At 70.7% G+C, this 26336-nt stretch carries 23 protein-coding genes; 2 read left to right on the top strand and 21 right to left on the bottom strand.

Going from position 1 to position 26336, the window contains the following annotated elements; genetic code table 11:
• Position 1 precedes the first annotated feature (1 nt).
• The 6 genes from carB to pyrR all read right to left on the bottom strand — a co-directional run bounded on the left by carB (position 2) and on the right by pyrR (position 8105).
• Positions 2 to 3322, bottom strand: a complete 3321-nt coding sequence (gene carB / locus ACFWHU_RS20250) for a carbamoyl-phosphate synthase large subunit (RefSeq protein ID WP_387226056.1) — start codon at positions 3320 to 3322, stop codon at positions 2 to 4.
• Entirely contained in the window at positions 3315 to 4466 is a 1152-nt protein-coding gene (carA, locus tag ACFWHU_RS20245) for a glutamine-hydrolyzing carbamoyl-phosphate synthase small subunit (protein WP_387226054.1), read from the bottom strand. Before carA ends, carB begins: the two co-directional genes overlap by 8 nt.
• The gene (locus tag ACFWHU_RS20240; RefSeq protein ID WP_387226119.1) at positions 4463 to 5083 is read right to left on the bottom strand and encodes a hypothetical protein; all 621 of its coding nucleotides are present in this window, start codon (positions 5081 to 5083) and stop codon (positions 4463 to 4465) included. The genes carA and ACFWHU_RS20240 overlap by 4 nt, the downstream gene beginning before the upstream one ends.
• Before the next feature lie 11 nt (positions 5084 to 5094).
• On the bottom strand, positions 5095 to 6381 hold the full coding sequence (locus ACFWHU_RS20235; RefSeq protein WP_387226052.1) for a dihydroorotase: 1287 nt from the start codon (positions 6379 to 6381) through the stop codon (positions 5095 to 5097).
• A gap of 2 nt (positions 6382 to 6383) precedes the next feature.
• The gene (locus ACFWHU_RS20230) at positions 6384 to 7406 is read right to left on the bottom strand and encodes an aspartate carbamoyltransferase catalytic subunit (protein ID WP_385801434.1); all 1023 of its coding nucleotides are present in this window, start codon (positions 7404 to 7406) and stop codon (positions 6384 to 6386) included.
• A gap of 123 nt (positions 7407 to 7529) precedes the next feature.
• The gene (gene pyrR, locus ACFWHU_RS20225) at positions 7530 to 8105 is read right to left on the bottom strand and encodes a bifunctional pyr operon transcriptional regulator/uracil phosphoribosyltransferase PyrR (RefSeq protein WP_383842960.1); all 576 of its coding nucleotides are present in this window, start codon (positions 8103 to 8105) and stop codon (positions 7530 to 7532) included.
• Positions 8106 to 8321: 216 nt separating this feature from the next.
• On the opposite strand from pyrR, the gene bldD reads away from it, so the two are divergent.
• Entirely contained in the window at positions 8322 to 8822 is a 501-nt protein-coding gene (gene bldD / locus ACFWHU_RS20220) for a transcriptional regulator BldD (RefSeq protein ID WP_023542978.1), read from the top strand.
• A 430-nt stretch (positions 8823 to 9252) separates the two neighbouring features.
• Here the strand turns inward: bldD and nusB are convergent, their stop codons facing one another.
• The 14 genes from nusB to ACFWHU_RS20150 form a co-directional block, all read right to left on the bottom strand.
• The gene (gene nusB / locus ACFWHU_RS20215; RefSeq protein WP_385801437.1) at positions 9253 to 9690 is read right to left on the bottom strand and encodes a transcription antitermination factor NusB; all 438 of its coding nucleotides are present in this window, start codon (positions 9688 to 9690) and stop codon (positions 9253 to 9255) included.
• A 2-nt stretch (positions 9691 to 9692) separates the two neighbouring features.
• Positions 9693 to 10259: an elongation factor P gene (efp, locus tag ACFWHU_RS20210; RefSeq protein WP_381904266.1), complete on the bottom strand. Its 567-nt coding sequence runs from the start codon at positions 10257 to 10259 to the stop codon at positions 9693 to 9695.
• Positions 10260 to 10342: 83 nt separating this feature from the next.
• On the bottom strand, positions 10343 to 11455 hold the full coding sequence (locus ACFWHU_RS20205; RefSeq protein ID WP_385801441.1) for an aminopeptidase P family protein: 1113 nt from the start codon (positions 11453 to 11455) through the stop codon (positions 10343 to 10345).
• A gap of 105 nt (positions 11456 to 11560) precedes the next feature.
• Entirely contained in the window at positions 11561 to 12571 is a 1011-nt protein-coding gene (locus tag ACFWHU_RS20200) for an AAA family ATPase (protein ID WP_387226048.1), read from the bottom strand.
• A 154-nt stretch (positions 12572 to 12725) separates the two neighbouring features.
• A complete protein-coding gene (aroQ, locus tag ACFWHU_RS20195) occupies positions 12726 to 13166 on the bottom strand; it encodes a type II 3-dehydroquinate dehydratase (protein ID WP_387226046.1) in 441 nt (146 codons plus the stop codon).
• On the bottom strand, positions 13163 to 14266 hold the full coding sequence (aroB, locus tag ACFWHU_RS20190) for a 3-dehydroquinate synthase (RefSeq protein WP_385801447.1): 1104 nt from the start codon (positions 14264 to 14266) through the stop codon (positions 13163 to 13165). Before aroB ends, aroQ begins: the two co-directional genes overlap by 4 nt.
• A complete protein-coding gene (locus ACFWHU_RS20185) occupies positions 14263 to 14829 on the bottom strand; it encodes a shikimate kinase (RefSeq protein WP_387226043.1) in 567 nt (188 codons plus the stop codon). Before ACFWHU_RS20185 ends, aroB begins: the two co-directional genes overlap by 4 nt.
• On the bottom strand, positions 14826 to 16010 hold the full coding sequence (gene aroC / locus ACFWHU_RS20180) for a chorismate synthase (protein ID WP_385801451.1): 1185 nt from the start codon (positions 16008 to 16010) through the stop codon (positions 14826 to 14828). The genes ACFWHU_RS20185 and aroC overlap by 4 nt, the downstream gene beginning before the upstream one ends.
• Positions 16011 to 16138: 128 nt before the next feature.
• Positions 16139 to 16984: a shikimate dehydrogenase gene (locus ACFWHU_RS20175; protein WP_387226041.1), complete on the bottom strand. Its 846-nt coding sequence runs from the start codon at positions 16982 to 16984 to the stop codon at positions 16139 to 16141.
• Positions 16971 to 18917 (bottom strand): endolytic transglycosylase MltG, encoded by a 1947-nt coding sequence (gene mltG, locus ACFWHU_RS20170; protein WP_387226038.1) that lies wholly within the window; start codon positions 18915 to 18917, stop codon positions 16971 to 16973. Before mltG ends, ACFWHU_RS20175 begins: the two co-directional genes overlap by 14 nt.
• A 191-nt stretch (positions 18918 to 19108) precedes the next feature.
• A complete protein-coding gene (ruvX, locus tag ACFWHU_RS20165; protein ID WP_385801457.1) occupies positions 19109 to 19585 on the bottom strand; it encodes a Holliday junction resolvase RuvX in 477 nt (158 codons plus the stop codon).
• A gap of 27 nt (positions 19586 to 19612) precedes the next feature.
• Positions 19613 to 22282, bottom strand: a complete 2670-nt coding sequence (gene alaS, locus ACFWHU_RS20160) for an alanine--tRNA ligase (RefSeq protein ID WP_385801459.1) — start codon at positions 22280 to 22282, stop codon at positions 19613 to 19615.
• Positions 22282 to 22650: a DUF6167 family protein gene (locus ACFWHU_RS20155; protein WP_385801461.1), complete on the bottom strand. Its 369-nt coding sequence runs from the start codon at positions 22648 to 22650 to the stop codon at positions 22282 to 22284. Before ACFWHU_RS20155 ends, alaS begins: the two co-directional genes overlap by 1 nt.
• Positions 22651 to 22655: 5 nt before the next feature.
• Positions 22656 to 23138: a DUF948 domain-containing protein gene (locus ACFWHU_RS20150; protein WP_387226035.1), complete on the bottom strand. Its 483-nt coding sequence runs from the start codon at positions 23136 to 23138 to the stop codon at positions 22656 to 22658.
• Between the two features lie 213 nt (positions 23139 to 23351).
• On the opposite strand from ACFWHU_RS20150, the gene ACFWHU_RS20145 reads away from it, so the two are divergent.
• Positions 23352 to 25658: an ATP-binding protein gene (locus ACFWHU_RS20145; RefSeq protein WP_387226033.1), complete on the top strand. Its 2307-nt coding sequence runs from the start codon at positions 23352 to 23354 to the stop codon at positions 25656 to 25658.
• Between the two features lie 37 nt (positions 25659 to 25695).
• On the opposite strand, the gene rpsD is transcribed toward ACFWHU_RS20145, so the two are convergent.
• Positions 25696 to 26310, bottom strand: a complete 615-nt coding sequence (rpsD, locus tag ACFWHU_RS20140) for a 30S ribosomal protein S4 (protein ID WP_023542962.1) — start codon at positions 26308 to 26310, stop codon at positions 25696 to 25698.
• Positions 26311 to 26336: the final 26 nt, after the last annotated feature.

Below are 26336 nucleotides of genomic sequence, written 5' to 3'. Positions count from 1 at the left end.
CTTACTCTTCGCGCGCGGCGATGAGGTGCTCGGCGTGTTCCTGGAGCGAACGGACTCCGACGCCTCCGTGGTTGAGTGCGTCGATGCCCTGTACGGCGGCGGCGAGCGCCTGCACCGTCGTCAGGCACGGGACTCCGCGCGCCACCGCGGCGGTGCGGATCTCGTAGCCGTCGAGCCGGCCACCGGTGCCGTACGGGGTGTTGACGATGAGGTCGACCTCGCCGTCGTGGATGAGCTGGACGATGGTCCGCTCGCCGTTCGGGCCGGTGCCTTCGAACTGCTTGCGTACGATCGTGGCGTTGATGCCGTTGCGGCGCAGGACCTCGGCGGTGCCGGAGGTGGCGAGCAGTTCGAAGCCGTGCGCGACCAGTTCACGCGCCGGGAAGATCATCGAGCGCTTGTCGCGGTTGGCGACGGAGATGAAGGCGCGGCCCTTCGTGGGAAGCGGGCCGTACGCCCCCGCCTGCGACTTGGCGTACGCCGTGCCGAAGACGGAGTCGATGCCCATGACCTCGCCGGTGGAGCGCATCTCCGGGCCGAGGACGGTGTCGACGCCGCGTCCGTGGATGTCGCGGAAGCGCGACCACGGCATGACGGCCTCCTTGACGGAGATCGGCGCGTCCATGGGCAGGGTGCCGCCGTCGCCGTTCGCGGGCAGCAGACCCTCCGTACGGAGGGCGGCGATCGTGGCGCCCAGGGAGATCCGGGCGGCGGCCTTGGCCAGTGGTACGGCGGTGGCCTTGGAGGTGAAGGGCACGGTGCGCGACGCGCGCGGGTTGGCCTCCAGGACGTAGAGGATGTCCCCGGCCAGCGCGAACTGGATGTTGATCAGGCCGCGGACACCGACCCCGCGCGCGATGGCCTCCGTGGAGGCGCGCAGCCGCTTGATGTCGAAGCCGCCGAGGGTGATCGGGGGCAGGGCGCACGCCGAGTCGCCGGAGTGGATGCCGGCTTCCTCGATGTGCTCCATGACGCCGCCGAGGTAGAGCTCGGTGCCGTCGTAGAGGGCGTCTACGTCGATCTCGATGGCGTCGTCGAGGAAGCGGTCCACCAGGACGGGCCGGGTGGGGCTGATCTCGGTGGACTCCTCGATGTACGAGGAGAGGCGGGCCTCGTCGTACACGATCTCCATGCCGCGTCCGCCCAGCACGTACGAGGGCCGGACCAGCACGGGGTAGCCGATCTCGTCGGCGATGGCCTTGGCCTCTTCGAAGGTGGTGGCCGTGCCGTGCTTGGGCGCGGGCAGGCCGGCCTCGGCGAGGACGCGGCCGAAGGCGCCGCGGTCCTCGGCGGCGTGGATGGCCTCCGGGGGTGTGCCGACGACCGGCACTCCGTTGTCCTTGAGCGCCTGTGCGAGGCCGAGGGGTGTCTGGCCGCCGAGTTGGACGATGACGCCCGCGACGGGCCCGGCGAGGGTCTCCGCGTGGACGATCTCCAGGACGTCCTCCAGGGTGAGCGGCTCGAAGTAGAGCCGGTCGGAGGTGTCGTAGTCGGTGGAGACGGTCTCCGGGTTGCAGTTGACCATCACGGTCTCGTACCCGGCTTCGCTCAGCGCGAAGGAGGCGTGCACACAGGAGTAGTCGAACTCGATGCCCTGGCCGATGCGGTTGGGGCCGGAGCCGAGGATGATCACGGCGGGCTTCTCGCGCGGCGCGACCTCGCTCTCCTCGTCGTAGGAGGAGTAGAAGTACGGGGTCCTGGCGGCGAACTCGGCGGCACAGGTGTCGACCGTCTTGTAGACGGGGCGGACACCGAGCGCGTGCCGTACCTCGCGTACGACGTCCTCGCGCAGTCCGCGGATCCCGGCGATCTGGGCGTCGGAGAAGCCGTGTCGCTTGGCTTCGGCGAGGAGTCCGGGGTCGAGGCGGTCTGCGGCGGCCAGCTCGTCCGCGTACTCCTTGATCAGGAAGAGCTGGTCGACGAACCAGGGGTCGATCTTCGTCGCGTCGAAGATCTCTTCCTGGGTGGCTCCGGCGCGGATCGCGTGCATGACGGTGTTGATCCGGCCGTCGGTGGGGACCTTCGCCAGCTCCAGCAGCTCGGCCTTGGTACCGAGGTCGTCGGGGTGGCCGGTGAAGTCGAACTGGCTGCCCTTCTTCTCCAGCGAGCGCAGCGCCTTCTGGAGCGACTCGGTGAAGTTGCGGCCGATGGCCATGGCCTCGCCCACCGACTTCATGGTGGTGGTGAGGGTGGCGTCGGCGGCGGGGAACTTCTCGAAGGCGAAGCGCGGGACCTTCACCACGACGTAGTCGAGGGTCGGCTCGAAGGACGCCGGGGTCTTCTCGGTGATGTCGTTCGGGATCTCGTCCAGCGTGTAGCCGACCGCCAGGCGCGCGGCGATCTTGGCGATCGGGAAGCCGGTGGCCTTGGAGGCGAGCGCGGAGGAGCGCGAGACACGGGGGTTCATCTCGATGACGATGATCCGGCCGTCCACCGGGTCGACGGCGAACTGGATGTTGCAGCCGCCGGTGTCGACGCCGACCTCGCGGATGATCGCGATGCCGATGTCGCGCAGCCGCTGGTACTCGCGGTCGGTGAGGGTCATCGCCGGCGCGACGGTGATGGAGTCGCCGGTGTGGACGCCCATCGGGTCGAAGTTCTCGATGGAGCAGACGACCACGACGTTGTCGTTCCTGTCGCGCATCAGCTCCAGTTCGTACTCCTTCCAGCCGAGGATGGACTCCTCCAGGAGCACCTCGGTGGTCGGCGAGAGCATCAGGCCCTGTCCGGCGATGCGGCGCAGCTCGTCCTCGTCGTGGGCGAAGCCGGAGCCGGCGCCGCCCATGGTGAAGGAGGGGCGTACGACGACGGGGTAGCCGCCCAGTTCCTCGACGCCGGCCAGGATGTCGTCCATCGAGTGGCAGATGACGGAGCGGGCGGACTCGCCGTGGCCGATCTTGGCGTGGACGGCCGCGACGACGCCCTTGAAGAGGTCGCGGTCCTCGCCCTTGTTGATGGCTTCGACGTTGGCGCCGATGAGCTCGACGCCGTACTTCTCAAGGACGCCGTTGTCGTGCATGGAGATCGCGGTGTTGAGCGCGGTCTGGCCGCCGAGGGTGGGCAGCAGCGCGTCGGGGCGCTCCTTGGCGATGATCTTCTCGACGAACTCGGGGGTGATCGGCTCGACGTACGTGGCGTCGGCGATCTCCGGGTCGGTCATGATCGTCGCGGGGTTGGAGTTGACGAGGATGACGCGCAGGCCCTCGGCCTTGAGTACGCGGCAGGCCTGGGTTCCCGAGTAGTCGAACTCGGCGGCCTGGCCGATGACGATCGGGCCCGAGCCGATGACCATGACGGACCGGATATCGGAGCGCTTAGGCACGCTGGCCCTCCATCAGGGATGTGAAGCGGTCGAAGAGGTACGCGGCGTCGTGCGGGCCGGCGGCCGCCTCGGGGTGGTACTGGACGCTGAAGACCGGCCGGTCGAGCAGCCTGAGCCCCTCGACCACGTTGTCGTTGAGACAGACGTGGGAGACCTCGGCGCGGCCGTAGGGGGTGTCGGAGATCTGGTCGAGCGGGGCGTCGACGGCGAACCCGTGGTTGTGCGCGGTGACTTCGACCTTGCCGGTGGAACGATCCTGCACCGGCTGGTTGATACCGCGGTGGCCGTATTTGAGCTTGTACGTGCCGAAGCCCAGTGCGCGGCCGAGGAGTTGGTTGCCGAAGCAGATGCCGAAGAGCGGCGTACCGCGCTCGAGCACCGCCTTGACGACGGTGAGGTCGGCGGTGGCGGGGTCGCCGGGGCCGTTGGAGAGGAACACGCCGTCGGGCTCGACCGCGTACACGTCCTCGGCGGTGGCGGTGGCGGGCAGGACGTGCACCTCGATGCCGCGCTCGGCCATCCGATGCGGGGTCATGCCCTTGATGCCGAGGTCGAGGGCGGCGACGGTGAACCGCTTGGTGCCGACGGCCGGGACGACGTACGTCTCGGTGGTGGCGACCTCCGCGGAGAGGTTCGCGCCCTTCATCAGGGGCGCCTCCTTCACGCGTGCGGTCAGCGCCGTGTCGTCGTCGAGGGCGCCGCCGGCGAGCGCGTCGCCGGAGAAGATGCCGACGCGCATCGCGCCGCGCTCGCGCAGATGGCGGGTGAGGGCGCGGGTGTCGACACCGCTGATGCCGACGATGCCCTGCCGCAGCAGTTCCTCGTCCAGGGAGCGCCGGGAGCGCCAGTTGGAGGGGATGCGGGCGGGGTCGCGTACGACATAGCCGGCGACCCAGATCCGGCCGGACTCGTCGTCCTCGTCGTTGATGCCGGTGTTGCCGATGTGCGGGGCGGTCATGACGACGACCTGGCGGTGGTACGAGGGGTCGGTGAGGGTTTCCTGGTAGCCGGTCATGCCGGTGGAGAACACCGCCTCGCCGAAGGTCTCCCCCTCGGCCCCGTAGGCACGGCCGCGGAAACTCCGGCCGTCCTCCAGGACGAGTACGGCGGGAGCTTTGGCGGCTCCCCGGGTGGAGAGGGTCATCGTGCGGTGCCTTCCGTCGTGAAGGGCGCGTCGTCGGTCGGCGTGGTCGACGCGTTCGTGGTCGGTGTCTGATTCGTCGTGATGGACTGGTTCATGAGGTTGATCGCCTCGACCCAGGCGGCGTGCTCCGCCGCGCGGTCGGAGCGGAAGCCGGAGTCGAGCAGCCGGTCGCCGTGCTGCCAGGTGAGGATCAGCAGTCCGCCTTCGGCCAGGACCTTGCCGGCGATGCCCTTGTCGAGCCGGGCGGCGCGCAGTTGGCCCGCCGGGACGAAGAAGTCGGTGGCCCCGGGCCGTACGACGGCCACGCCCGCGTCGGTGAGCGTGAGCTCCGCCCGGCTGCGGACCCCGAGGCCTTGGGCGACGATCCGGTCCAGCCACTGACCGGCGGTCGTGGAGCCGTGGTACCTGCCGCTGAGCCGCAGCGTCACGTCCCCCGCCGTCTCCTCGGGGGCCACCGGCAGCTCCGGCAGATCGGACTGGAGGCTTCCGCGCCACTTCCATCCCTGGCGCATCAGCCAGTAGACGAACGCGATGAACAGGAGCAGACCCACCACCCACCCGATACGGGCGGCCCAGTCGGTCACCTCCGCCGACTTCTGCTCGGCGGCCAGATTGATCAGTGCAGCGCTCACGCCAGATTCCCGTCGACGACCGTGGCACGGCCCCGCAGGAAGGTGTGGGTGACGCGTCCCGGCAGCTCACGGCCCTGGTAGGGGGTGTTACGGCTGCGGGAGGCGAAGCCCGCGGGGTCCACCATTCCACGGTAAGCGGGATCGACGAGCGTGAGGTTGGCGGGCTCACCTGCCGAGACGGGACGGCCGTGACCGGCGAGACGGCCGATCTGCGCGGGCCGCACCGACATCCGGTCGGCGACGCCCGCCCAGTCGATGAGACCGGTGTCGACCATCGTCTGCTGGACGACGGACAGCGCGGTCTCCAGGCCGACCATGCCCATGGCCGCCGCCGCCCACTCGCAGTCCTTGTCCTCGTGCGGGTGCGGGGCGTGGTCGGTGGCGACGCAGTCGATCGTGCCGTCCGCCAGGGCCTCGCGCAGCGCCAGCACGTCGGCCTCGGTGCGCAACGGCGGGTTCACCTTGTAGACGGGGTTGTAGGTCCGTACGAGCTCGTCCGTCAGCAGCAGGTGGTGCGGCGTGACCTCGGCGGTGACGTTCCAGCCCTTCGACTTGGCCCAGCGGACGATCTCGACCGAACCGGCGGTGGAGAGGTGGCAGATGTGGACGCGGGAGCCGACGTGGGCGGCCAGCAGCACGTCGCGGGCGATGATCGACTCCTCGGCGACGGCCGGCCAGCCGCCGAGTCCGAGTTCGGAGGAGACGATGCCCTCGTTCATCTGGGCGCCCTCGGTGAGCCGGGGCTCCTGGGCGTGCTGGGCGACGACGCCGTCGAACGCCTTCACGTACTCCAGGGCCCGGCGCATGATCACCGCGTCGTCCACGCACTTGCCGTCGTCGGAGAAGACCCGCACACCGGCGGCCGAGTCGTGCATGGCGCCGAGTTCGGCGAGCTGCTTGCCCTCCAGGCCGACGGTGACGGCGCCGACGGGCTGTACGTCGCAGTAGCCGGACTCCCGGCCGAGCCGCCAGACCTGCTCGACCACGCCGGCGGTGTCGGCGACGGGGAAGGTGTTGGCCATGGCGTGCACGGCGGTGAAGCCGCCGATCGCCGCCGCCCTGGTGCCGGTGAGGACGGTCTCGGAGTCCTCACGGCCGGGCTCGCGCAGATGTGTGTGCAGGTCGACGAGGCCGGGCAGCAGGATCTGTCCCTCGGCCTCCACCACGGTGGCGTCGCCGGCCTCGATGCCGGTGTCCACGCGTTCGACGACCGTGCCGTCGATGAGGACGTCGCGCGCCTCGCCGCCGAGGATCCTGGCGCCACGGATAAGGATCTTGCTCATGGTTACTTGTTCTCCTCGGTGGCGGACGCCGGGCGGGAATGGGTGACGGCGGGCTCGTTGCCGCCCAGAAGCAGATACAGGACGGCCATCCGGGTCGAGACACCGTTGGCGACCTGCTCGACGGCCGTACAGCGGTCGGAGTCGGCGACCTCGGCGGTGATCTCCATGCCGCGGTTCATCGGGCCGGGGTGCATGACGATCGAGTTGTCGGGCATCCGGGCCATCCGCTCGCCGTCGAGCCCGTAGCGCCGTGAGTACTCGCGCTCGGTGGGGAAGAACGCGGCGTTCATCCGCTCGCGCTGGACCCGCAGCATCATCACGGCGTCGGACTTGGGCAGCACCCGGTCGAGGTCGTACGACACCTCGCAGGGCCACTTCTCGACGCCGATCGGCACCAGGGTCGGCGGGGCGACGAGCGTGACCTCGGCGCCGAGGGTGTGCAGCAGCAGGACGTTGGAGCGGGCGACCCGGCTGTGCAGGATGTCGCCGACGATCGTGATGCGGCGGCCTTCGAGGTCCCGGCCGATGCCCGCGTCGGCGCCGACCAGCCTGCGGCGCATAGTGAAGGCGTCGAGCAGGGCCTGGGTGGGATGTTCGTGCGTGCCGTCACCCGCGTTGATGACGGCGCCGTCGATCCAGCCGGAGTTGGCGAGCCGGTACGGGGCGCCGGACGAGCCGTGCCGGATGACGACGGCGTCGGCGCCCATCGCCTCCAGCGTCAGCGCGGTGTCCTTGAGCGACTCTCCTTTGGAGACCGACGAGCCCTTGGCCGAGAAGTTGATGACATCGGCGGACAGGCGCTTGGCGGCGGCCTCGAACGAGATCCGGGTGCGGGTCGAGTCCTCGAAGAAGAGGTTGACGACGGTACGGCCGCGCAGTGTCGGCAGCTTCTTGATGGGCCGGTCGGCGACCCTTGCCATCTCCTCGGCGGTGTCGAGGATCAGTACGGCGTCGTCGCGGGTGAGATCGGCGGCGGAGATGAGATGGCCGGGGGTTCGGGGGCTTGCCCCTGGGAGGCGCAGCATCGGGTGTGCTCCGTTGTGTGGAGGTGGTTCCTGGTTCCCGGGTCTCCCCGGGCGGGCACGGCGGCGTCAGGGCGCGCCGACGCGCGGGCCGTGTACGGGTCTGCGGTGTACGGGCGGGGCCCGCTACTGCTCGCCGGCCGGGTCGGGCTTCCGCAGGCCCAGCAGCACGGTGTCGCGGCCGTCCTCCTCGGCGAGCTGGACCTTGACCGTCTCGCGCAGCGAGGTGGGGAGGTTCTTGCCCACGTAGTCGGCGCGGATGGGCAGTTCGCGGTGGCCCCGGTCGACCAGGACGGCGAGCTGGACCGCGCGCGGCCGGCCGATGTCGCCCAGCGCGTCGAGGGCGGCGCGGATCGTGCGGCCGGAGAAGAGCACGTCGTCCACGAGGACGACGAGACGTCCGTCGACGCCGTCGGCCGGGATGTCGGTGCGGGCCAGCGCGCGGGCGGGCCGCATGCGCAGGTCGTCGCGGTACATCGTGATGTCGAGGGAGCCGACCGGGATCTTGCCGCCGGTGATCTCTTCGAGTTTGTCGGCCAGCCGCCGGGCCAGGAAGACGCCACGGGTGGGGATGCCGAGCAGAACCACGTCGTCGGCGCCCTTGGCACGTTCGACGATCTCGTGGGCGATACGGGTCAGTGCCCGTGCGATGTCGGGTGCCTCGAGCACGGGGCGGGCGGCATCAGAGCTGTGCGTGTCCATAAGAAACGGACCTCCTTCTCCGCCTCACGGGACGGACGTTAAAGGACGTCGGATTTGCGCCGTCGACATTACCAGGTCCGGCGCCCTTTTCCGGACTTGTGGAGGGGTGGGTACGGACCATTCGGCTTGACGCATCCAAGTCACGCTGCGTAACCTCACAGTGAGTTACCAGCCACGCGGCGGAGCCGCAGATTGTCCCAGCGTCCGGGGAGCCTTATGTCCAGCGAATACGCAAAGCAGCTCGGGGCCAAGCTCCGCGCCATCCGCACCCAGCAGGGCCTTTCCCTCCACGGCGTGGAGGAGAAGTCACAGGGCCGTTGGAAGGCCGTGGTGGTGGGGTCTTACGAGCGCGGCGACCGCGCGGTGACCGTGCAGCGCCTCGCCGAGCTGGCCGATTTCTACGGTGTCCCGGTGCAGGAGCTGCTGCCGGGCACGACGCCGGGCGGAGCCGCCGAGCCGCCGCCGAAGCTCGTCCTGGACCTGGAGCGTCTCGCCCATGTCCCGCAGGAGAAGGCGGGCCCGCTCCAGCGTTACGCGGCGACCATCCAGAGCCAGCGCGGTGACTACAACGGCAAGGTGCTGTCGATCCGCCAGGACGACCTGCGCACGCTCGCGGTGATCTACGACCAGTCGCCGTCGGTCCTCACCGAGCAGCTGATCAGCTGGGGCGTGCTGGACGCGGACGCGCGCCGCGCCGTGGCTCACGACGAGGGCTGACACCGCGGTACAGAACAGCAGAAACGTCACATCCGACAGGGGCGGACCGCGATCGGCGGGCCGCCCCTCCGGCGTGTCGCCGTCGGCAGGGGCCGTGGGCGCCCGGTGCACGCGCGGCGGGCGCCGCGTGGCCGTTGGGGCGCCGATCGGTCCCGCGGACCGCACAGACGGCGTAGGTGGCCCCGCGGGACCGGCGTCATGGAACGGAGTCATGGAACTGAGGGCCCGCGCCGACCGGGAGAGATGTCACCGCGCGCATCGCCGGATCGAACGCGAGTACAACAGCGGAGGCGGGCGCATGGGCCCACGAGTCACACGAATGGCCCAGCCATCGACGGCCGACTTCGATCGCCGGCCGGGCCGCGTGTGCGGCCCGGCCGACGATCTGCGTTCCCGGGGGCGCGATATCGCCCGGATACGACCTAGTCGGCTAGTCGGCGTCGGCGCGGAGCAGGCTCGGCTTGAGGTCCTTGAAGCGGCCGAGGAGGCCGTTCACGAAGGACGGCGAGTCGTCCGTGGAGAACTCCTTGGCGAGCTGTACCGCCTCGTCGATCACCACGGCGTCGGGTGTGCCGTCCACCCACACCAGTTCGTACGTGCCGAGCCGCACGATGTTCCTGTCGACGACCGGCATGCGGTCGAGCGACCAGCCCACCGAGTAGGTGGTGATGAGCTCGTCGATCCGGTCCGCGTACCGCGCGTACCCCTCGACCAGCTCCATCGTGTATTCGCTGACCGGCGGCTGGCGGTCGTCGGTCCGGGCGTGCCGCAGCCAGTCCGCGAGGACCGTCTGCACGGGCGCCCCGCGCTGGTCGGCCTCGAAGAGGATCTGGAAGGCGCGCTTACGGGCCTTGTTGCGGGCAGCCACGGTTAGCTGTTCACCCGGCCGAGGTACTCACCGGAGCGCGTGTCGACCTTGATCTTCTCGCCGGTCGTGATGAAGAGCGGGACACCGATCTCGTAACCGGTCTCCAGCTTCGCGGGCTTGGAGCCGCCGGTGGAGCGGTCGCCCTGCACGCCGGGGTCGGTGTGCTCGATGACCAGCTCGACGGCGGCGGGCAGCTCGACGTAGAGCGCGTTGCCCTCGTACATCGCCACCGTGGCCTCGAAGCCCTCCAGGAGGAAGTTCGCGGCGTCGCCGACGACCTCCCGGCTGATGTGGATCTGGTCGTAGGTGCCCATGTCCATGAAGACGAAGTACTCGCCGTCCATGTACGAGAACTGCATGTCGCGGCGGTCGACGTTGGCCGTCTCGACCTTCACGCCGGCGTTGAAGGTCTTGTCGACGACCTTGCCGGAGAGCACGTTCTTCAGCTTGGTGCGCACAAAGGCGGGGCCCTTGCCGGGCTTGACATGCTGAAACTCGACGACGGACCAGAGCTGGCCGGAGTCGAGCTTGAGAACCATGCCGTTCTTGAGGTCGTTCGTGGAAGCCACGGTTGCGGAATCTCCTGGACTGAAGCGGGGTGGGACCACGGGTGCGCGCCACCACCGCGACCGGCGAAAAGCTTGCCGGAGCACTAGAGCGCGAGCAGTTCCTTGGTCGTAATGGTGAGTAGCTCGGGTCCGCCGTCCGCCTCGGGGCGGACGACGAGCGTGTCATCGATCCGGACACCGCCCCGGCCCGGGAGGTGGACCCCCGGTTCGACGGTGACCGGCACACAAGCGTCCAGTTTACCCATGGCGGTGGGTGCCAACTGCGGGTCCTCGTCGATTTCGAGCCCCACACCGTGCCCGGTACGGGCCGCGAGCCCTTCGCCGTACCCCGCCGACTCCAGCGGACGGCGGGCCGCGCGGTCCACGTCGCGGTAGGCGGTACCGGGCGTCAGAGCCTCCCGACCTGCCCGTTGTGCGGCGAACACCAGGTCGTAGAGATCGATCTGCCAGTCGGCCGGCGACGATCCGATGACGAAGGTGCGGCCGATCTCGCAGCGATATCCGTGGTAGTTGGCGCCGAGGCGTACGGAGAGGAAATCGCCCTCCTCGACCCTGCGGTCCGAGGGCCGGTGGCCGGCGCGGCCCGAATTCGGCCCGGTGGCGACCGAGGTCCGGAACGCCGGTCCGTCGGCGCCGTGGTCGACCAGACGCCGCTCCAGTTCCAGGGCGAGATGCCGTTCGGTGCGGCCGACGAGGATCGATTCGAGCAGTTCGCCCAGTGCCTGGTCGGAGATCTCGGCCGCGATCCGCAGCTGGGAGATCTCCTCCTCGTCCTTGACCGTCCGCTGCTGTTCCACGGTGCGGCCGAGATCGGCGAGGAGCAGCCGGGGTGCCACGGAGCGGACGGCGCGGTGCCGGGCGACGGTCAGGTGGTGCTCCTCGACGGCGAGGGTGCGGGCCGTGGCCGGGTCGAGGAGGTCCGCGGCGGCGACGGCCGGATCGCCCGTCGTGGTCGGCAGCACGCTCAGCCGCAGCTGCTCGTCGGGGCGGCCGTCGGCGGGGTCGCCGGTCGAGGTGCGGGGGCAGAGCAGTACGTCGCGCTGGTCGGCGACGCCGAGCAGCAGGACCGCGCCCGGTGGCGCGCCGCCGGCGAGATAGCGGACGTTGGCGGGCAGTGACACCAGGGCGGCATCGGTGCCGGCCGCGGAGCACCGGTCGCGCAGCCGCCCGCGACGGACCGCGAACACCTCTGACATGTATCGAGCCTATGAGCGCGGGCCCGGCTCGGCGCGGTCGGCGCGTCCGACCGGGGCGGCCGGAGCGCGGGGCGGCCCGGACTCGGACGCCCCGGCGGGCGCCCGCTACCAGGTGGGCGGGCTCGCGATCGACCGGGCGAGGACATCGTCCAGGACGCGGGCCGTCGTCTCGACGTCGTACTTGGAGTTGTCGATGATCGGCAGTCCGGAGCCGTACCAGCCGGCCATCCGGCCGTGGATGCCCGCCACTTCCTCGTCCGAGAGCCTGCGGTTGCCGCTGCGTTCCGCGTTGCGCTCCAGCACGATCTCCAGGCCGGGCAGCAGGACGACGGGCAGCAGGCCGGGGCCGACGTGGCGCTTCCAGCCGCCGAGTCCGACGACGGGGCGGTCGGGGAAGACCGCGTCGTCGAGGATGCAGGAGATCCCGTTGGCGAGGAAGTTACGGGCGGCGAAGCCGCAGGTGCGGCGGGCCAGGCGGTACTGCGCCTCGGAGTGCTCGTTCCACCCCGACTGCGGATCGGCGAAACCGGAGCAGACCCATTCGCGTACGTCGTCCAGGCTGATGTGCGCGGTGGGCACCTGCCGGCGGGCCGCCCAGTGCCGGGCGACGGTCGTCTTGCCCGCACCGGCGGGTCCGATCAACAGGACGGCCAGTGTGGCGGCGCCCGTACCGCTGTCGGCGGGATGCGGCACGGGGAGGGGGACCGGCCCGCCCGGTGGCAGCTGGATGTGCCCGGTCGAGTCCGGCGGCGGGGCCGGGGGGCCCTGCTGGGGCACGGGGGCCCCCGGCGGCCCCGGCGGGATCCGCTGCGGTCCGCTGGGCCGGCCGACCGGTGGCGGACCCGGATGCGGTGCGCCGTGCGGCGGCGGTGCGCCGTGCGCGTGCTGCCCCGGCGGGCCACCGGGGCCCGGCTGCCCGCCGTACGGCACCGCGCCCGGGACGGGCTGGTGCCCGTGGGGCGCGGGGCGGCCGGCCGGCGGGCCGGAGTGCGGTGCGCCGTGCGGTGGCGGACCGTGGGGCGGGGAGCCGTGCGCCCACCCGCCCGGCCCCTGGCCGCCCGCGCCGTGCGCCGAGCCATGGGGAGGCGGCAGCGGAGCCCCCACTGCGTGCTGCATCCGGTGCCACTCCGTCTCGTACGTCTGACGCTGATCGCTCGGCCACCCGGCCGACTTGTTTTCGAACGGTACCGTCACCGGCCGTCCCCGGAAGAACGTCAGAAGCCCGCCCCGAGTGCCCGGCCGCCCGTTCGGGCTTTCCCGTCAGCCGCCGTCAGCCGTCCAGTTCCTCGGCGACGGCGCGCAGCGCCAGTCGGTACGAGCCGATGCCGAACCCCGCGATCGTGCCACTGGCGACTGCCGCGACGACCGACGTGTGGCGGAATTCCTCACGTGTGTACGGGTTCGAGATGTGCACCTCGATCAGTGGGGCGGTGCGCTGCGCGGCCGCGTCCCGCATTCCGTACGAATAGTGCGTGAAGGCCCCGGGGTTGAGCACGACGGGGATCGATCCGTCGGCCGCCTCGTGCAGCCAGCGGATCAGCTCGCCCTCGTCGTTCGTCTCGCGCACATCGACGTCCAGGCCCAGTTCCTTGCCGGTCGACTGGCAGGTCTCCACAAGTCCGGCGTACGAGACGGAGCCGTAGACGTCCGGTTCGCGCGAGCCGAGGCGGCCCAGGTTGGGGCCGTTGAGCACCAGGACCTGACGGGTCACTCGGACACCTCCCCGTACGCGGCGAGCAGCACCGCCGGGTCCGGTCCCTCCAGTACGGTCGGCTTGGCCAGGCCGTCGAGGACGATGAAACGCAGCAGGTCACCGCGGGACTTCTTGTCGACCTTCATGGTTTCGAGCAGCTTGGGCCACTGGTCGCCGCGGTAGGTCAGCGGCAGTCCGACGGACTTGAGGACCTCGCTGTGCCGGTCGGCGGTGGCATCGTCGAGCCGGCCCGCGAGCCGGCCCAGTTCGGCGGCGAAGACCATGCCGATGGAGACGGCCGCGCCGTGCCGCCATTTGTAGCGTTCGTTCTTCTCGATGGCGTGGGCGAGTGTGTGGCCGTAGTTGAGGATCTCGCGTACGCCGGACTCCTTGAGGTCGTTGGACACGACCTCGGCCTTGACCCGGATGGAGCGCTCGATCAGCTCGGCGGTGTGCGGTCCGGCGGGGGTACGCGCGCCTTCGGGGTCGGCCTCCACCAGATCGAGAATGGCCGGATCGGCGATGAATCCGGCCTTGATGATCTCGGCCATGCCGCTCACGTAGTCGTGCACGGGCAGCGAGTCCAGCGCCGCGAGGTCGCAGAGGACTCCGGCGGGCGGGTGGAAGGCGCCGACGAGGTTCTTGCCCTCGGCGGTGTTGATGCCGGTCTTGCCGCCGATCGCCGCGTCGACCATGCCGAGGACGGTCGTCGGTACGGCGATCCACCGCACCCCGCGCAGCCAGGTCGCGGCGACGAAGCCCGCGACATCCGTCGTGGCGCCGCCGCCGACGCCGACGATGACGTCGCTGCGGGTGAAGCCGGTCTGGCCGAGCGCCTTCCAGCAGTAGGCCGCGACCTCGACGGTCTTGGCCTCCTCCGCGTTCGGGAGCTGGATGGCGACCGCCTCGTACCCCTGGTCCGCCAGGTCCTGGCGCAGGGTCTCACCGGTCTCGGCGAGCGCCTCCGGGTGCAGCACGGCGACGCGCTTGGCCCGGGGGCCGACGAGTACGGGCAGCTCGCCCAGCAACCGCCGCCCGATCAGCACCTCGTACGGGTCGTGGCCCGCGGTGCCGCCGACCTGGATCCGGGTGACCTGCTGGTCCTGGTCCGTCGTCATGCCTGGTTCTCCTTGCCGGGGGTGGCGGACGGATCCGCGCCGGGAACGGCCGCCGTGCCCAGTTCCAGCGCCTCGATGACGGCTTCGGCGACTACCTCGGGCGCCCGCTCGTCGGTCGGGACGACCGCGCGCGCGACCTCCGTGTAGAGGGCGCGGCGCTCCTCCATCAACTGCTTCCACTGCTGGCGGGGGTTGATGGCGAGCAGCGGACGGGCCAGGCCGAGCCCGGTGCGCCGCACCGCCTCGTTCGCCTCCATGGAGAGATAGACGACGGGGAGCCCGGCGAGCAGTTCGCGGGTGTCCTTGTCGAGGATCGCGCCGCCGCCGAGCGCGAGGACGCCGGGGTGTTCGGCGAGCGCGCTCCGTACGGCGGCCCGCTCCAGGTCGCGGAAGTGCTGTTCGCCGTCGTCGAAGAAGATGTCCGAGATCTCCCGGCCCTCCGCGGCGACGATGTCCGCGTCGGTGTCCCGGTAGCCGGTGCCGAGCCGTTCGGCGAGCAGCGCGCCGACGGTGGTCTTGCCGACCCCCATGGGGCCGACCAGGACGATCAGCGGGCCGCTCATCGGACCACCAGGTTCTTCAGGTAGGACTCGACGTTGCGCCGGGTCTCGGGAACGCTGTCGCCGCCGAACTTCTCGGCCACGGCGTCGGCGAGGGTCAGCGCGACCATGGCCTCCGCGACGATGCCCGCTGCGGGCACCGCGCAGACGTCTGAGCGCTGGTGGTGCGCCTTGGCGGGCTCACCGGTGGCGACGTCGACGGTGGCGAGCGCGCGGGGCACGGTCGCGATGGGCTTCATCGCGGCCCGTACGCGCAGCAGTTCACCCGTCGTCAGACCGCCTTCGGTACCGCCGGAGTGGCCCGAGGCGCGCCTGATGCCCTGGTCGGTGACCATGATCTCGTCGTGCGCCCGGGAGCCGGGCACGCGGGCGAGGTCGAAGCCGTCGCCGACCTCGACGCCCTTGATGGCCTGGATGCCCATGAGGGCGGCGGCGAGGCGGGCGTCGAGCCTGCGGTCCCAGTGGACGTGCGAGCCGAGTCCGACGGGCACTCCGTACGCGAGCACCTCGACCACACCGCCGAGGGTGTCGCCGTCCTTGTGGGCCTGGTCGATCTCGGCGACCATCGCGTCGCTCGCCTCGGGGTCGAGGCAGCGCACGGGGTCGGCGTCGAGCCGCTCGACGTCGCCGGGGGTCGGGTAGACGCCGTACGGGGCCTTGGCGGCGGCCAGTTCGACGACGTGCGACACGATCTCGATCCCGGCGGTCTCCTTCAAGTACGACCGCGCGACCGCGCCGAGCGCGACCCGGGCCGCGGTCTCCCGGGCGCTGGCACGCTCCAGGATGGGCCGGGCCTCGGACGCGCCGTACTTCTGCATGCCCGCGAGATCGGCGTGACCGGGGCGCGGGCGGGTCAGGGGCTCGTTACGGGCGAGACCGGCGAGCACCTCGGGGTCGACCGGGTCGGCCGCCATGACCTGTTCCCATTTGGGCCACTCGGTGTTGCCGATCATGATCGCGACCGGCGATCCCATGGTCAGGCCGTGCCGTACGCCGCCGAGGAAGGTGACCTCGTCGCGCTCGAACTTCATGCGTGCGCCACGTCCGTAGCCCAGGCGCCGCCGGGCGAGATGATCGCCGACGATCTCCGTGGTGATCGGCACACCTGCGGGAAGGCCCTCCAGAGTCGCGACGAGTGCGGGGCCGTGCGACTCCCCCGCGGTCAGCCAGCGCAACCTGCTCAACGGTGCTCCTCGGTAACTTCGACAGCTTCGACGGTACGAATCCGGTACGCATCCTCAGGTCCTCGATCCTGCCATGACCGGCCCCCCGATCCGTGACTCGTCCAGCCGGCGGATAGGTGGGCGAGCCGTCAGCTCCGGTGAGCCCCGAGTGCCTGTTCGCCGGCCTTGCGCATCACGGCGAGCGGCGCGGGTGCCCGGCCGGTCATCAGCTCGACCTGGAGGACGGCCTGGTGCACGAGCAGGTCGAGGCCGCCGACGACGGGACCGCCCTGTGCGGACCATGCCGCGGCGAGTGCGGTGGGCCAGGGGTCGTACAGCACGTCGAAGAGGGTTCCGGGGCGGCCGGGGATCCGCTGCGCCAGCGCGTCGGTCGCTCCGGCGGGGGTCGTCGCGATCACCAGTGGCGCGGTGAGCGCGTCGGCCGCCTCCGACCAGTCGGCGGTGCGGACGTCGACACCGAGCCGTGTCCCCCAGCCGCGCATCTCGTCGGCGCGGGCCTCACTGCGTACGTAGGCGGTGACCGGGCCCGTACAGAGCTGGGAGAGCGCGGCGAGCGCGGACGACGCGGTCGCGCCGGCGCCGAGGACGGCCGCCGACTCCACCGCGGTGACGCCGCGCTCGCGCAGGGCGGCGAGCATGCCGGGGATGTCGGTGTTGTCGCCCGTGCGGCGGCCGTCGCCGTCGATGACGACGGTGTTGACGGCCTCCACCGATGCCGCCGTCCCGCTGACGGCGTCGAGCAGCGGAATGACGGCGCGCTTCAGCGGCATGGTCAGGGAGAGACCGGCCCAGGACGGGTCGAGGCCGCCCAGAAAGGCCGGGAGCTGTGCCTCGGCCACTTCGAAGCGGTCGTACGACCAGTCGGTGAGGCCCAGTTCCGCGTACGCGGCCCGGTGCAGTACCGGGGAGAGCGAGTGCGCGATGGGCGATCCGAGGACGGCCGCCCTGCGTCCGGTGGTGCTAGTCGTTCGCATTCTTCCGTCGTTCGTTGAATTCCTTGACCAGCTTCTCGTGCTCGGCCAGGGTCTTGGTGAATTCGGTGGTCTTGCCGTCGATGGAGATGAAGAACATCCAGGCACCCGCGTCCGGCGCCTTCGTGGCCTTCAGCGCGTCGGCGCCCGGATTTCCGATCGGACCCGGCGGAAGACCCTTGTGGAAGTACGTGTTGTACGGGTCGGGGTTGTTCCTGATCTCCGAGGTGGAGATATCGATCTCGGACTCGTTCTTCAGGTAATTGAACGCCGAGTCGAATTCGAGCTTCTGATTGGTGACCGTGTTCGTCGGCTTGAGCCGGTTGAAGACGACGGACGCCATCTTCTTGAAGTCGTCGTGGGTGATTCCCTCGGCCTGCACCAGGCTGGCGACGGTGACGACGTCGAGCGGCGAGTCGAGACCGAGCTCCTCGGCCGATCCTTCCAGGTCGTACTTCTTGTACTCCTGGTTGGAGCGCGCGACCATCTGCTTGAGGATGTCCTCCGGCTTGGTCTTCTCACCGATCTCGTAACGCGCGGGGTAGAGGAATCCTTCGAGCGGGTCTTTTATGTTCTTGTCGTCGTCGGCCCAGTCCGGCAGGCCGAGATTGTCCGCTTCGGCCTTGGCCACGTCCGCGGTGGTGCCGGGGTCGAGCTTGAGCTTCGTGTCGATGAACTCGTACACCGTGACGGCACGAACGCCCTCGGCGATGGTCAGCGAATTCAGATTGGCCGGGTTGGTCATGAGATCGACCGCGGCCTTGGCCGACATCTCTTTCTTCATCGGATAGAGACCGGGCTGAATTGCTTTGCCCTTGGGGTGCTCACCCGCCGCGTCGATGAATGCCTGGGCGCTCTTGACCACGCCGCTCTTCTTGAGAAGGCCGCCCATTTCGGCGAGGCCCGCGCCCTGCGGGATCTCGACCTGGACGATGCCCGTACCGGCGCCCGAGAAGTCGGCGGGCGGGCCGAAGCGTTCCTGCCAGAACTGGTAGGCGTAGTACCCGCCGCCGGCCACACCGGCGACCAGGACGAGGGAGGCCACGAGGCAGGCGCCGCCACCGCGGCGCTTCTTCTTCGACTTGCCGCGGCGGTCACGGCCGCCGCCGCCGCGCCGGCCGCCGCCCTCGTCGTCGTACTCGGGGTCGTCGTCCCGCTCGTCCCGGTCGTCGAGGAGACGGGGCCGGTCGTCGTCACGCCCGCCGTCGTGGTCCGCGCCGGTGAAGAACGGGTGCGTCTCCTCGGGCTGCGGACCGTCCCAGTCGTTCTCCGGCTGGGGCGGGGGCGGCGGGGGCTCCTGCCGGCGGCGGACCGGGGGGCCCTGCGGCGGGTACGCCTCGGACGCGCCGTACGGGTCGGGGCTCTCGCCGCCGTGGCCGGGGCCCTGCCCGCCCGCGTAGGGGTCGCCCCGGTTCTCGCCGTACGGCATGGCACCCTGCTGGCCGGTGTCCCAACCGCCGTCGTACTGGGGGTTGTTGGGCTGCTCACCGGAGTACTGGGGTTGGCCGCCGTACTGCGGGTCGTTGTACTGCTGCTGCGGGTACTGGGGCTGCTGCTGGGGGTCGTACTGCTGCTGAGGGTGCTGCTGTTGCTGGTGCTGCGGATGTTGCGGCTGCTGTTGCTGCTGGACGTACTGCTGCTGACCGGTGTCCCAGCCACCGCCGTCGTACTGGGGGTCGTACTGCTGCTGGTGTTGCTGCTGCTGCGCGTACTGCTGCTGGCCCGTGTCCCAGCCACCACCGTCGTACTGGTACTGGGGGTCGTACTGCTGCTGAGGGTGTTGTTGCTGCTGCGGGTGGGGCTGCTGAGGCTGAGCCCGGGCGTCGTAGGGAGCCTGGCCGTCGGCGGCCTGCTGCGCCCCCCATCCCTGGTCCCCGTAAAGGGGATCCTCGGGGTGCCACGGTTCAGGGCCTCGACCCCGGCCATAGTCAGTCATCGATCCCCTAGAGCCGCGAGGCGGCCGGTGCCGGGCGCGGATGGCCCGGTGTCCGTAACGCCTCTCTTTGTGCGGCAGTTGTTCGAATCCCCGCCGCATCGCGCGGAACGTTACCGTATCGCGATCAGACGACCTTCATCCGCGCAGACCGATAAACGTAAGTACGTTCCGGTTTCGCCCGATCAGGCGTTTCAGGTCTGAACCCGCACACCCTCACCGGGCGGTGCACCCGATGCCCGCTCCGACTCCAGCGCGTTCTGCAGGATGATGACGGCCGCCACCTGATCGATGACGGACCTGCCCTTCTTGGCCTTCACACCCGAGGCGCGCAGCCCCTGGCCGGCGGTCACCGTGGTCATTCTCTCATCCACGAGACGCACCGGAACAGGCGCGATACGACGTGCCACTTCCTCCGCGAACGCCCGAACCTTGACCGCCGCCGGGCCCTCGCCGCCGCTGAGCGAGCGCGGCAGGCCGACCACCACCTCGATCGGCTCGTACTCCTCCACCAGCTGTACGAGCCGTCTGTGGGCGGCCGGGACATCACGTCCCGGCACGGTCTCCACCGGCGTCGCGAGGACCCCGTCGGGGTCGCACGAGGCGACCCCGATCCGGGCGTCCCCGACGTCCACGGCCAGTCTGCGGCCCCGGCGCACGAGCGCCGTCACGTCGACTTCACGTCCCCGGCCACGTCCTCAGGCCGTCTCGGCGACAAGGCGCTCGACGGCGGCCACGGCGTCCCCGATTGCCTGCGGGTTCTGACCGCCGCCCTGGGCGACGTCCGGCTTGCCGCCGCCTCCGCCACCAAGGGTCTTGGCGGCGGCGCGCACCAGCTCGCCGGCCTTGAGCCCGCGCTCACGGGCGGCCTCGTTGGTGGCGATCACCGTCAGCGGGCGACCGCCCACCGTCGTGAACAGCGCGACGACGGCCGGCCGGTCCCCGGCGATCCGCCCGCGCACGTCGAGCACCAGCCTGCGCAGGTCGTCGGCCGACGTGCCGTCCGGCACCTGGCCGGTGACCAGGGCCGTGCCCCGTACGTCCTTGGCGCCCTCGACCAGTCCGGCGGCGGCGGCCAGCACCTTCTCCGCGCGGAACTTCTCGATCTCCTTCTCGGCGTCCTTCAGCTTGGCGAGCATGCCGGCGATCTTCTCCGGCAGCTCCTCGGAGCGGCCCTTCACCAGCTCCTGGAGCTGGGCGACGACCGTGTGCTCCCTGGCCAGGAAGTTGTACGCGTCCACGCCCACCAGCGCCTCGATACGGCGCACGCCGGAGCCGATCGAGGATTCGCCGAGCAGCTTCACCAGACCCAGCTGGGCGGTGTTGCGCACGTGCGTGCCGCCGCACAACTCCTTGGAGAAGTCGCCGATGGTGACGACCCGGACCCGCTCGCCGTACTTCTCGCCGAACTCGGCGATGGCGCCCTGCTTCTTGGCGTCGTCGATCGACATGACCTCGGCCTGGACGTCGAGTTCACGGGCGAGGACTTCGTTGATCTTCTGCTCGACGTCGGTGAGGACCGTGCCGGGTACGGCGGCGGGCGAGCCGAAGTCGAAGCGGAAGCGGCCCGGCGAGTTCTCGGAACCCGCCTGGGCGGCCGTCGGACCGAGGGCGTCGCGCAGCGCCTGGTGCGTCAGATGGGTGGCGCTGTGGGCGCGCGCGATGGCGCGCCGGCGCCGGGTGTCGATGGCGGCGAACGCGGCGGAGCCCACCGTGACCTCGCCGACCTGCACGGACCCCTTGTGCACGGAGACGCCGGGGACCGGCTGCTGGACGTCGCGCACCTGGATGACGGCGCCGGTGTCGAGCTTGATCCGGCCCTGGTCGGCGAGCTGGCCGCCGCCCTCGGCGTAGAACGGGGTGCGGTCGAGCACGACCTCGACCTCGTCCCCCTCGGTGGCGGCGGGCGACGGCACGCCGTCGACGAGCAGACCGACGATCCGCGACTCGCCCTCGGTGCCGGTGTAACCGGTGAACTCGGTGGAGCCGGAGGTGTCGGCGACCTCGCGATAGGCGGAGAGGTCGGCGTGGCCGGTCTTCTTGGCCTTGGCGTCGGCCTTGGCCCGGTCCCGCTGCTCCTTCATGAGCCGGCGGAAACCGTCCTCGTCCACGGACAGGCCCTGTTCGGCGGCCATTTCGAGGGTGAGGTCGATCGGGAAGCCCCAGGTGTCGTGGAGCAGGAACGCCTTCTCGCCGGCCAGGACCGAGCCTCCGCCGGCCTTGGTCTCGGTGACGGCGGTGTCGAGGATGTTGGTGCCGCCCTTGATGGCCTTGAGGAAGGCGGCTTCCTCGGCGAGGGCGACGGTCTCGATGCGCTTGCGGTCGGTGATCAGCTCGGGGTACTGCTCGCCCATGGACCCGATGACCACGTCGAGCAGGTCCGCGACGACCGGTCCGGTGGCGCCGAGGAGCCGCATGTTGCGTACGGCGCGGCGCAGGATGCGGCGCAGGACGTAGCCGCGGCCCTCGTTGCCGGGGGTGACCCCGTCGCCGATGAGCATCACGGAGGTGCGCATGTGGTCGGTGACGACGCGCAGAGAGACGTCCGAGGCCGCATCGGCGCCGTAGCGGACACCGGTCAGTTCGGTGGCCTTGTCGATGACGGCCATCGACGTGTCGATCTCGAACATGTTGTGGACGCCCTGGAGGACCATGGCGAGACGTTCGAGGCCGAGGCCGGTGTCGATGTTCTTGGAGGGGAGGTCGCCCAGGATCGGGAAGTTCTCCTTGCCCTCTCCCTCGCCGCGCTCGTACTGCATGAAGACCAGGTTCCAGATCTCCACGTAGCGCTCGTCGTTGACGGCCGGGCCGCCGGCTTCGCCGAACTCGGGGCCGCGGTCGTAGAAGATCTCCGAACAGGGTCCGCAGGGGCCGGGCACGCCCATGGACCAGTAGTTCTCCTTCATACCCAGCCGCTGGAGCCGCTCGGCGGGGAAACCGACCTTCTCGGTCCAGATGTCGGCGGCCTCGTCGTCGTCCAGGTAGACCGTGACCCACAGCTTCTCCGGGTCCAGGCCGTAGCCGCCGTCCGCCACGGAGCTGGTCAGCAGCTCCCAGGCGAGCGGGATGACGCCTTCCTTGAAGTAGTCACCGAAGGAGAAGTTGCCGCACATCTGGAAGAACGTGCCGTGCCGGGTGGTCTTGCCGACCTCTTCGATGTCCGGCGTACGGACGCACTTCTGGACGCTGGTCAGGCGTGGGGCCGGCGGCTTGGCCTCGCCGAGGAAGTACGGCTTGAAGGGCACCATGCCCGCGGGGACCAGGAGCAGAGTCGGGTCGTCCGCGATGAGCGACGCCGAAGGGACGACGGTGTGCCCGCGCTCCTCGAAGAAGCTCAGCCAGCGGCGGCGGATTTCAGCCGACTCCATCAGTGGTCCTCATTCCGGTTGTGCGGTGTGCGCGAGTTGAATCTGTCGCTGTGGTCTTGGTCGTACCGGTGCTCGTCGGACCGGCGTTGTGCGCGAGCCTCGACTGCGAGGCGGCGGCTCGCGGCGAGTTCGGGGTCGGCGGGTGCGTCGAGCCCCAGCACCTCGCCGAGTTCGGACTCGCGCTGGGCCATGCCCGCCCGGACGTCGAGTGCGAAGTCCTTGAGCCGGTGTCCGGCGTCGACCGCCTTGTTGGCGGCCTGCGCGGCGAGGCTCTCGGGCGTCAGCTGCCGGAGCTTGGTGTGGACCTTGGTGGTGGCCCACACGCCGGCCGCCGCGCCCGCGGTGAACCAGAACGTACGGCGGAACATCGGCCTCAGCCCTTCTGCTTCCTGCTGCGTCGGGCGGCCGGAACGGTCCTGCCCACGATGACGGTGCGGCGTCCGCGCGCGGCCGGTGCCGGCGCCGGTGCCGGCGCCGGTGCCTCACGGTCGGCGCGCGCCGGCTCGGCCGGCGCCTTGCGGCTCATCGCCCGCCGTACCCCGTAGCCGAACGCCGCGACCTTGACGAGGGGTCCGCCGAAGGTCGACGCCACGGTGGTGGAGAGCGCCGACGCGTTGGAGGTGACCTCCTGGACGTCCGTCGCGATGGCGTCGACCCGGTCGAGCTGGTTCTGCGCCGCGCGTACCGTCGCCGACGCGTCGGCCAGCAGCGGTACGGCCTGTTCGGTCACGTCCGCCACGAGTTTGGTGGTCGCCTTGAGCGTCTGGGCCAGCCTCACGAGCACCACGGCGAGGAGGGTGACCAGAACCGCCCAGAAGACGGCCACCAGGATCCCGGCAACCTCTCCACCGGTCACGCTGCACCGCTCTCTGCGTCGTTGGTCGGCCGGCTCGGATCCGACGGATCCGGGCGACCTGAGAAAGTCCTCCCTCGACCCTATCGCGCCTGGAGTGACTCCCCGTACCGGTTTGACGCGGTCGCGGACCCTACCCCATCCACGGGGGTACGGAGGGGGAGTCGCGGCAGCGGATTGTACGCAGTGCGTCCGTGTGAGTACTGTGCGTGTCCCATGCGACCTGTCCCCGGCAATCTCCCCGCGGAGCTGAACCGGTTCGTGGGCCGTGCCGACGAACTGGCCGAGCTGACACGCCTTCTCGCCGAATTCAGGCTGATCACCCTGGTGGGGGTGGGCGGTGTCGGCAAGACACGGCTGGCCGTGCACGCGGCCGGGCAAGCGTTGTCGACCCTGGGTCCGGAGGATCTGGAGAAACGCTACTGCGACGGTGTCCGGCTCGCCGAACTCTCCTCGATCCGCGACCCCGGACTGCTCGACCACGCGCTCCTCGACGCGCTGCGCGTCACCGACCACAGCGGCCGGTCGGCCCGTGAGGTGCTGCGCACCCATCTCGCCGACCGCCGCCTCCTGCTGGTGCTGGACGGTTTCGAGCAGCTCGTCGACCCCTGCGCCGAGCTGGTCCGGGACCTGCTGCGCCGCTGCCCCGGCCTCCAGGTGCTGGCGGCCGGCCGCCGGCCGCTCCGGCTGGAGGGCGAACGCGCCTTCCAGCTGGCCCCGATGGACGAGACCGACGCGGCGCGGCTCTTCGCCGACCGGGCCGCCGACGTACTGGCCGGAGGCTGCTCGCTGAGCGAACACGGCGACACCGTACGGGAGTTGTGCCGCCGCCTCGACGGCATCCCGCTCGCGCTCGAACTGGCCGCCGCCCGGCTGCGCGCCCTGTCCATCGAGCAGATCCTGCGCCGGATCGACGACCGCTTCCACCTGCTCACCGAGGGCTCGCGCGGCGAACTGCCGCGCCACCGCACGCTCCGTACCGCGATCGGCTGGAGCCATGAACTGTGCGCCCCCGCCGAGCGGTTGCTCTGGGCGCGGCTCTCCGTCTTCGTCGGGCACTTCGACCTGGAGGCCGTCGAATACGTGTGCGCCGGCCCCGATCTGCCGGCCGGGAGCGTCCTCGACGTACTCGGCGAGCTGATCGCCCAGTCCGTGGTCGTACGCGAGGACACGGCCGCCGGGGTGCGCTACCGGATGCTGGACACGGTGCGGGCGTACGGCGCCGAGTGGCTGGACGCCCTGGCGGACACGGGCCGGATGCGCAGAAGACACCGTGACTGGTACATGGGCCTGGCCACCTGGTGCGAACTGGACTGGTTCAGCCCGCGGCAGGCGGAGATCGCCGCGGTCGCCGACAGCGCGCTGCCCAATCTGCGGGCCGCCATCGAACTCTGCCTGGAGACGGAGGGCGAGACCTATCTGGGCCGGTATCTGGCGGGCACGCTCTGGTTCTACTGGGCGGGCTGCGGACGGCTCACCGAGGGACGGCACTGGCTGGACCGGGCCCTCGCGCCGGCCGCCCGGCCCCACGACTCACCCCACGAGCCGTCGCACGAGGGGTCACGGCACGAGGACTCGCGGCTCAAGGCCCTCTGGGTGCTGGGCTATGTGGCGATCCTCCAGGGCGACAACGCGGCCGCGGTGGGCGCGCTGTACGAGTGCCGGGAAGAGGCCGCCCGTACGGGGAACGCGCTCGCGCACGCCTACGGGGTGCACCGGCTGGGCTGTCTCGCGCTCCTCACCGGCGACATGCCGCGCGCCGAGCGGCTGCTGCGTTCCGCGCTCGGCTCGTACCGCGAGCTGGGCGAGATCAACAGCAACGTACTGATGGGCCGGGCGGAACTCGCCCTGTCCCTCGTCTTCTTGGGCGACCTGGACGCGGCCGTGGCGCTGTGCGCCGATGTGCGGCGGATCTGCGAGGAGAGCGGCGAGCGCTGGGCCCGGTCCTACGCGCTCTACGTCCACGCCTACGCGGCCTGGACGCGCGGCCGGCTCGGTGAGGCGCGCGCCCTGCTGGCCGAGGCCATCACCATCCACCACACCTTCAACGACCTGGTCGGTCTGGTGCTGGCGATGGAGCTGATGGCGCTGGTGACGGCGGGCGAGGGGGACCCGGCGGAGGCCGCGGTGCTCCAGGGCGCGGCCGGCCGGCTCTGGCGGTCGGTCGGGGTTCCCCTGTTCGGCTCCGCCACCTTCGGGGCCCCGCACGAGCAGTGCGAACGGAGGGCGAGGCAGGCGCTGGGGGCGGAGGCGTACGGCGCCCGGGTGGCGGAGGGGCGCGCCCTGCCGCAGGCGGCGGCCGTCGAGCGGGCGCTGGCCGGGCCGCGCGGGTCGTCCGCGTCCGTGCCGGCGAGCCGGCCGCCGGGCGACCGCGGGCCGACGCGGGACCGGGAGACGGAGCGGGAAACGGGGGGAACGGCGCGGGACCAGGACCGGGACCGGGAGACCGGTCGCGTGACGGACCGGGAAACGCGAGAGCCCGCCGGCTCCCCCGGCCAGATCGGCGGGGAAGCGGCGGGCTGAAGCGCGGTCGATCGCGGTGACGCGAACTACGCCTGGATCAGCGGGCGTAGTACTCGACGACGAGCTGCTCGTCGCAGATGACCGGGATTTCCTTGCGCAGCGGGTCGCGGTCCAGACGGAACGCCAGCGCCTTCAGGTTGACCTGGAGGTAGCGCGGGGTCTCGCCGTCCGTGTCGTAGCCACCCTCGCGGGCGACCTGGAAGGGAACCTTCTCGCGGCTGCGCTCGCGGACCATGATGACGTCGTCGGGACGGACGCGGAACGACGGCTTGTCGACCTTGCCGCCGTTGACCTCGATGTGGCCGTGGACGACCATCTGACGGGCCTGGTAGATGGTGCGGGCGATGCCCGAACGCAGGACCAGGGCGTCGAGACGACGCTCCAGCTCGACGACCAGGGCCTCGCCGGTCTTGCCGCCGGCCTTGCGGGCGCGGTCGTAGGCGCGGGCCATCTGGCGCTCGCTGATGTCGTACTGGGCACGCAGACGCTGCTTCTCGAGCAGACGGACCTTGTAGTCACTGTTCTGCTTGCGGCCGCGGCCGTGCTCGCCCGGCGGGTAGGGACGGGCCTCGAAGTACTTCACGGCCTTCGGCGTCAGCGCGATACCGAGCGCGCGTGACTTCTTGACCTTGGGACGCGACTGGTTAGGCACGTTCTCCAGACCTCCGTTGTAGGTTA

The sequence above is a fragment of the Streptomyces sp. NPDC060366 genome (assembly GCF_042725135.1).
In the GTDB taxonomy this organism is placed as follows: Bacteria; Actinomycetota; Actinomycetes; order Streptomycetales; family Streptomycetaceae; genus Streptomyces.
The sequence above is the reverse complement of the archived record's forward strand: the minus strand, read 5'-3'. Positions and strand labels throughout refer to the sequence as shown.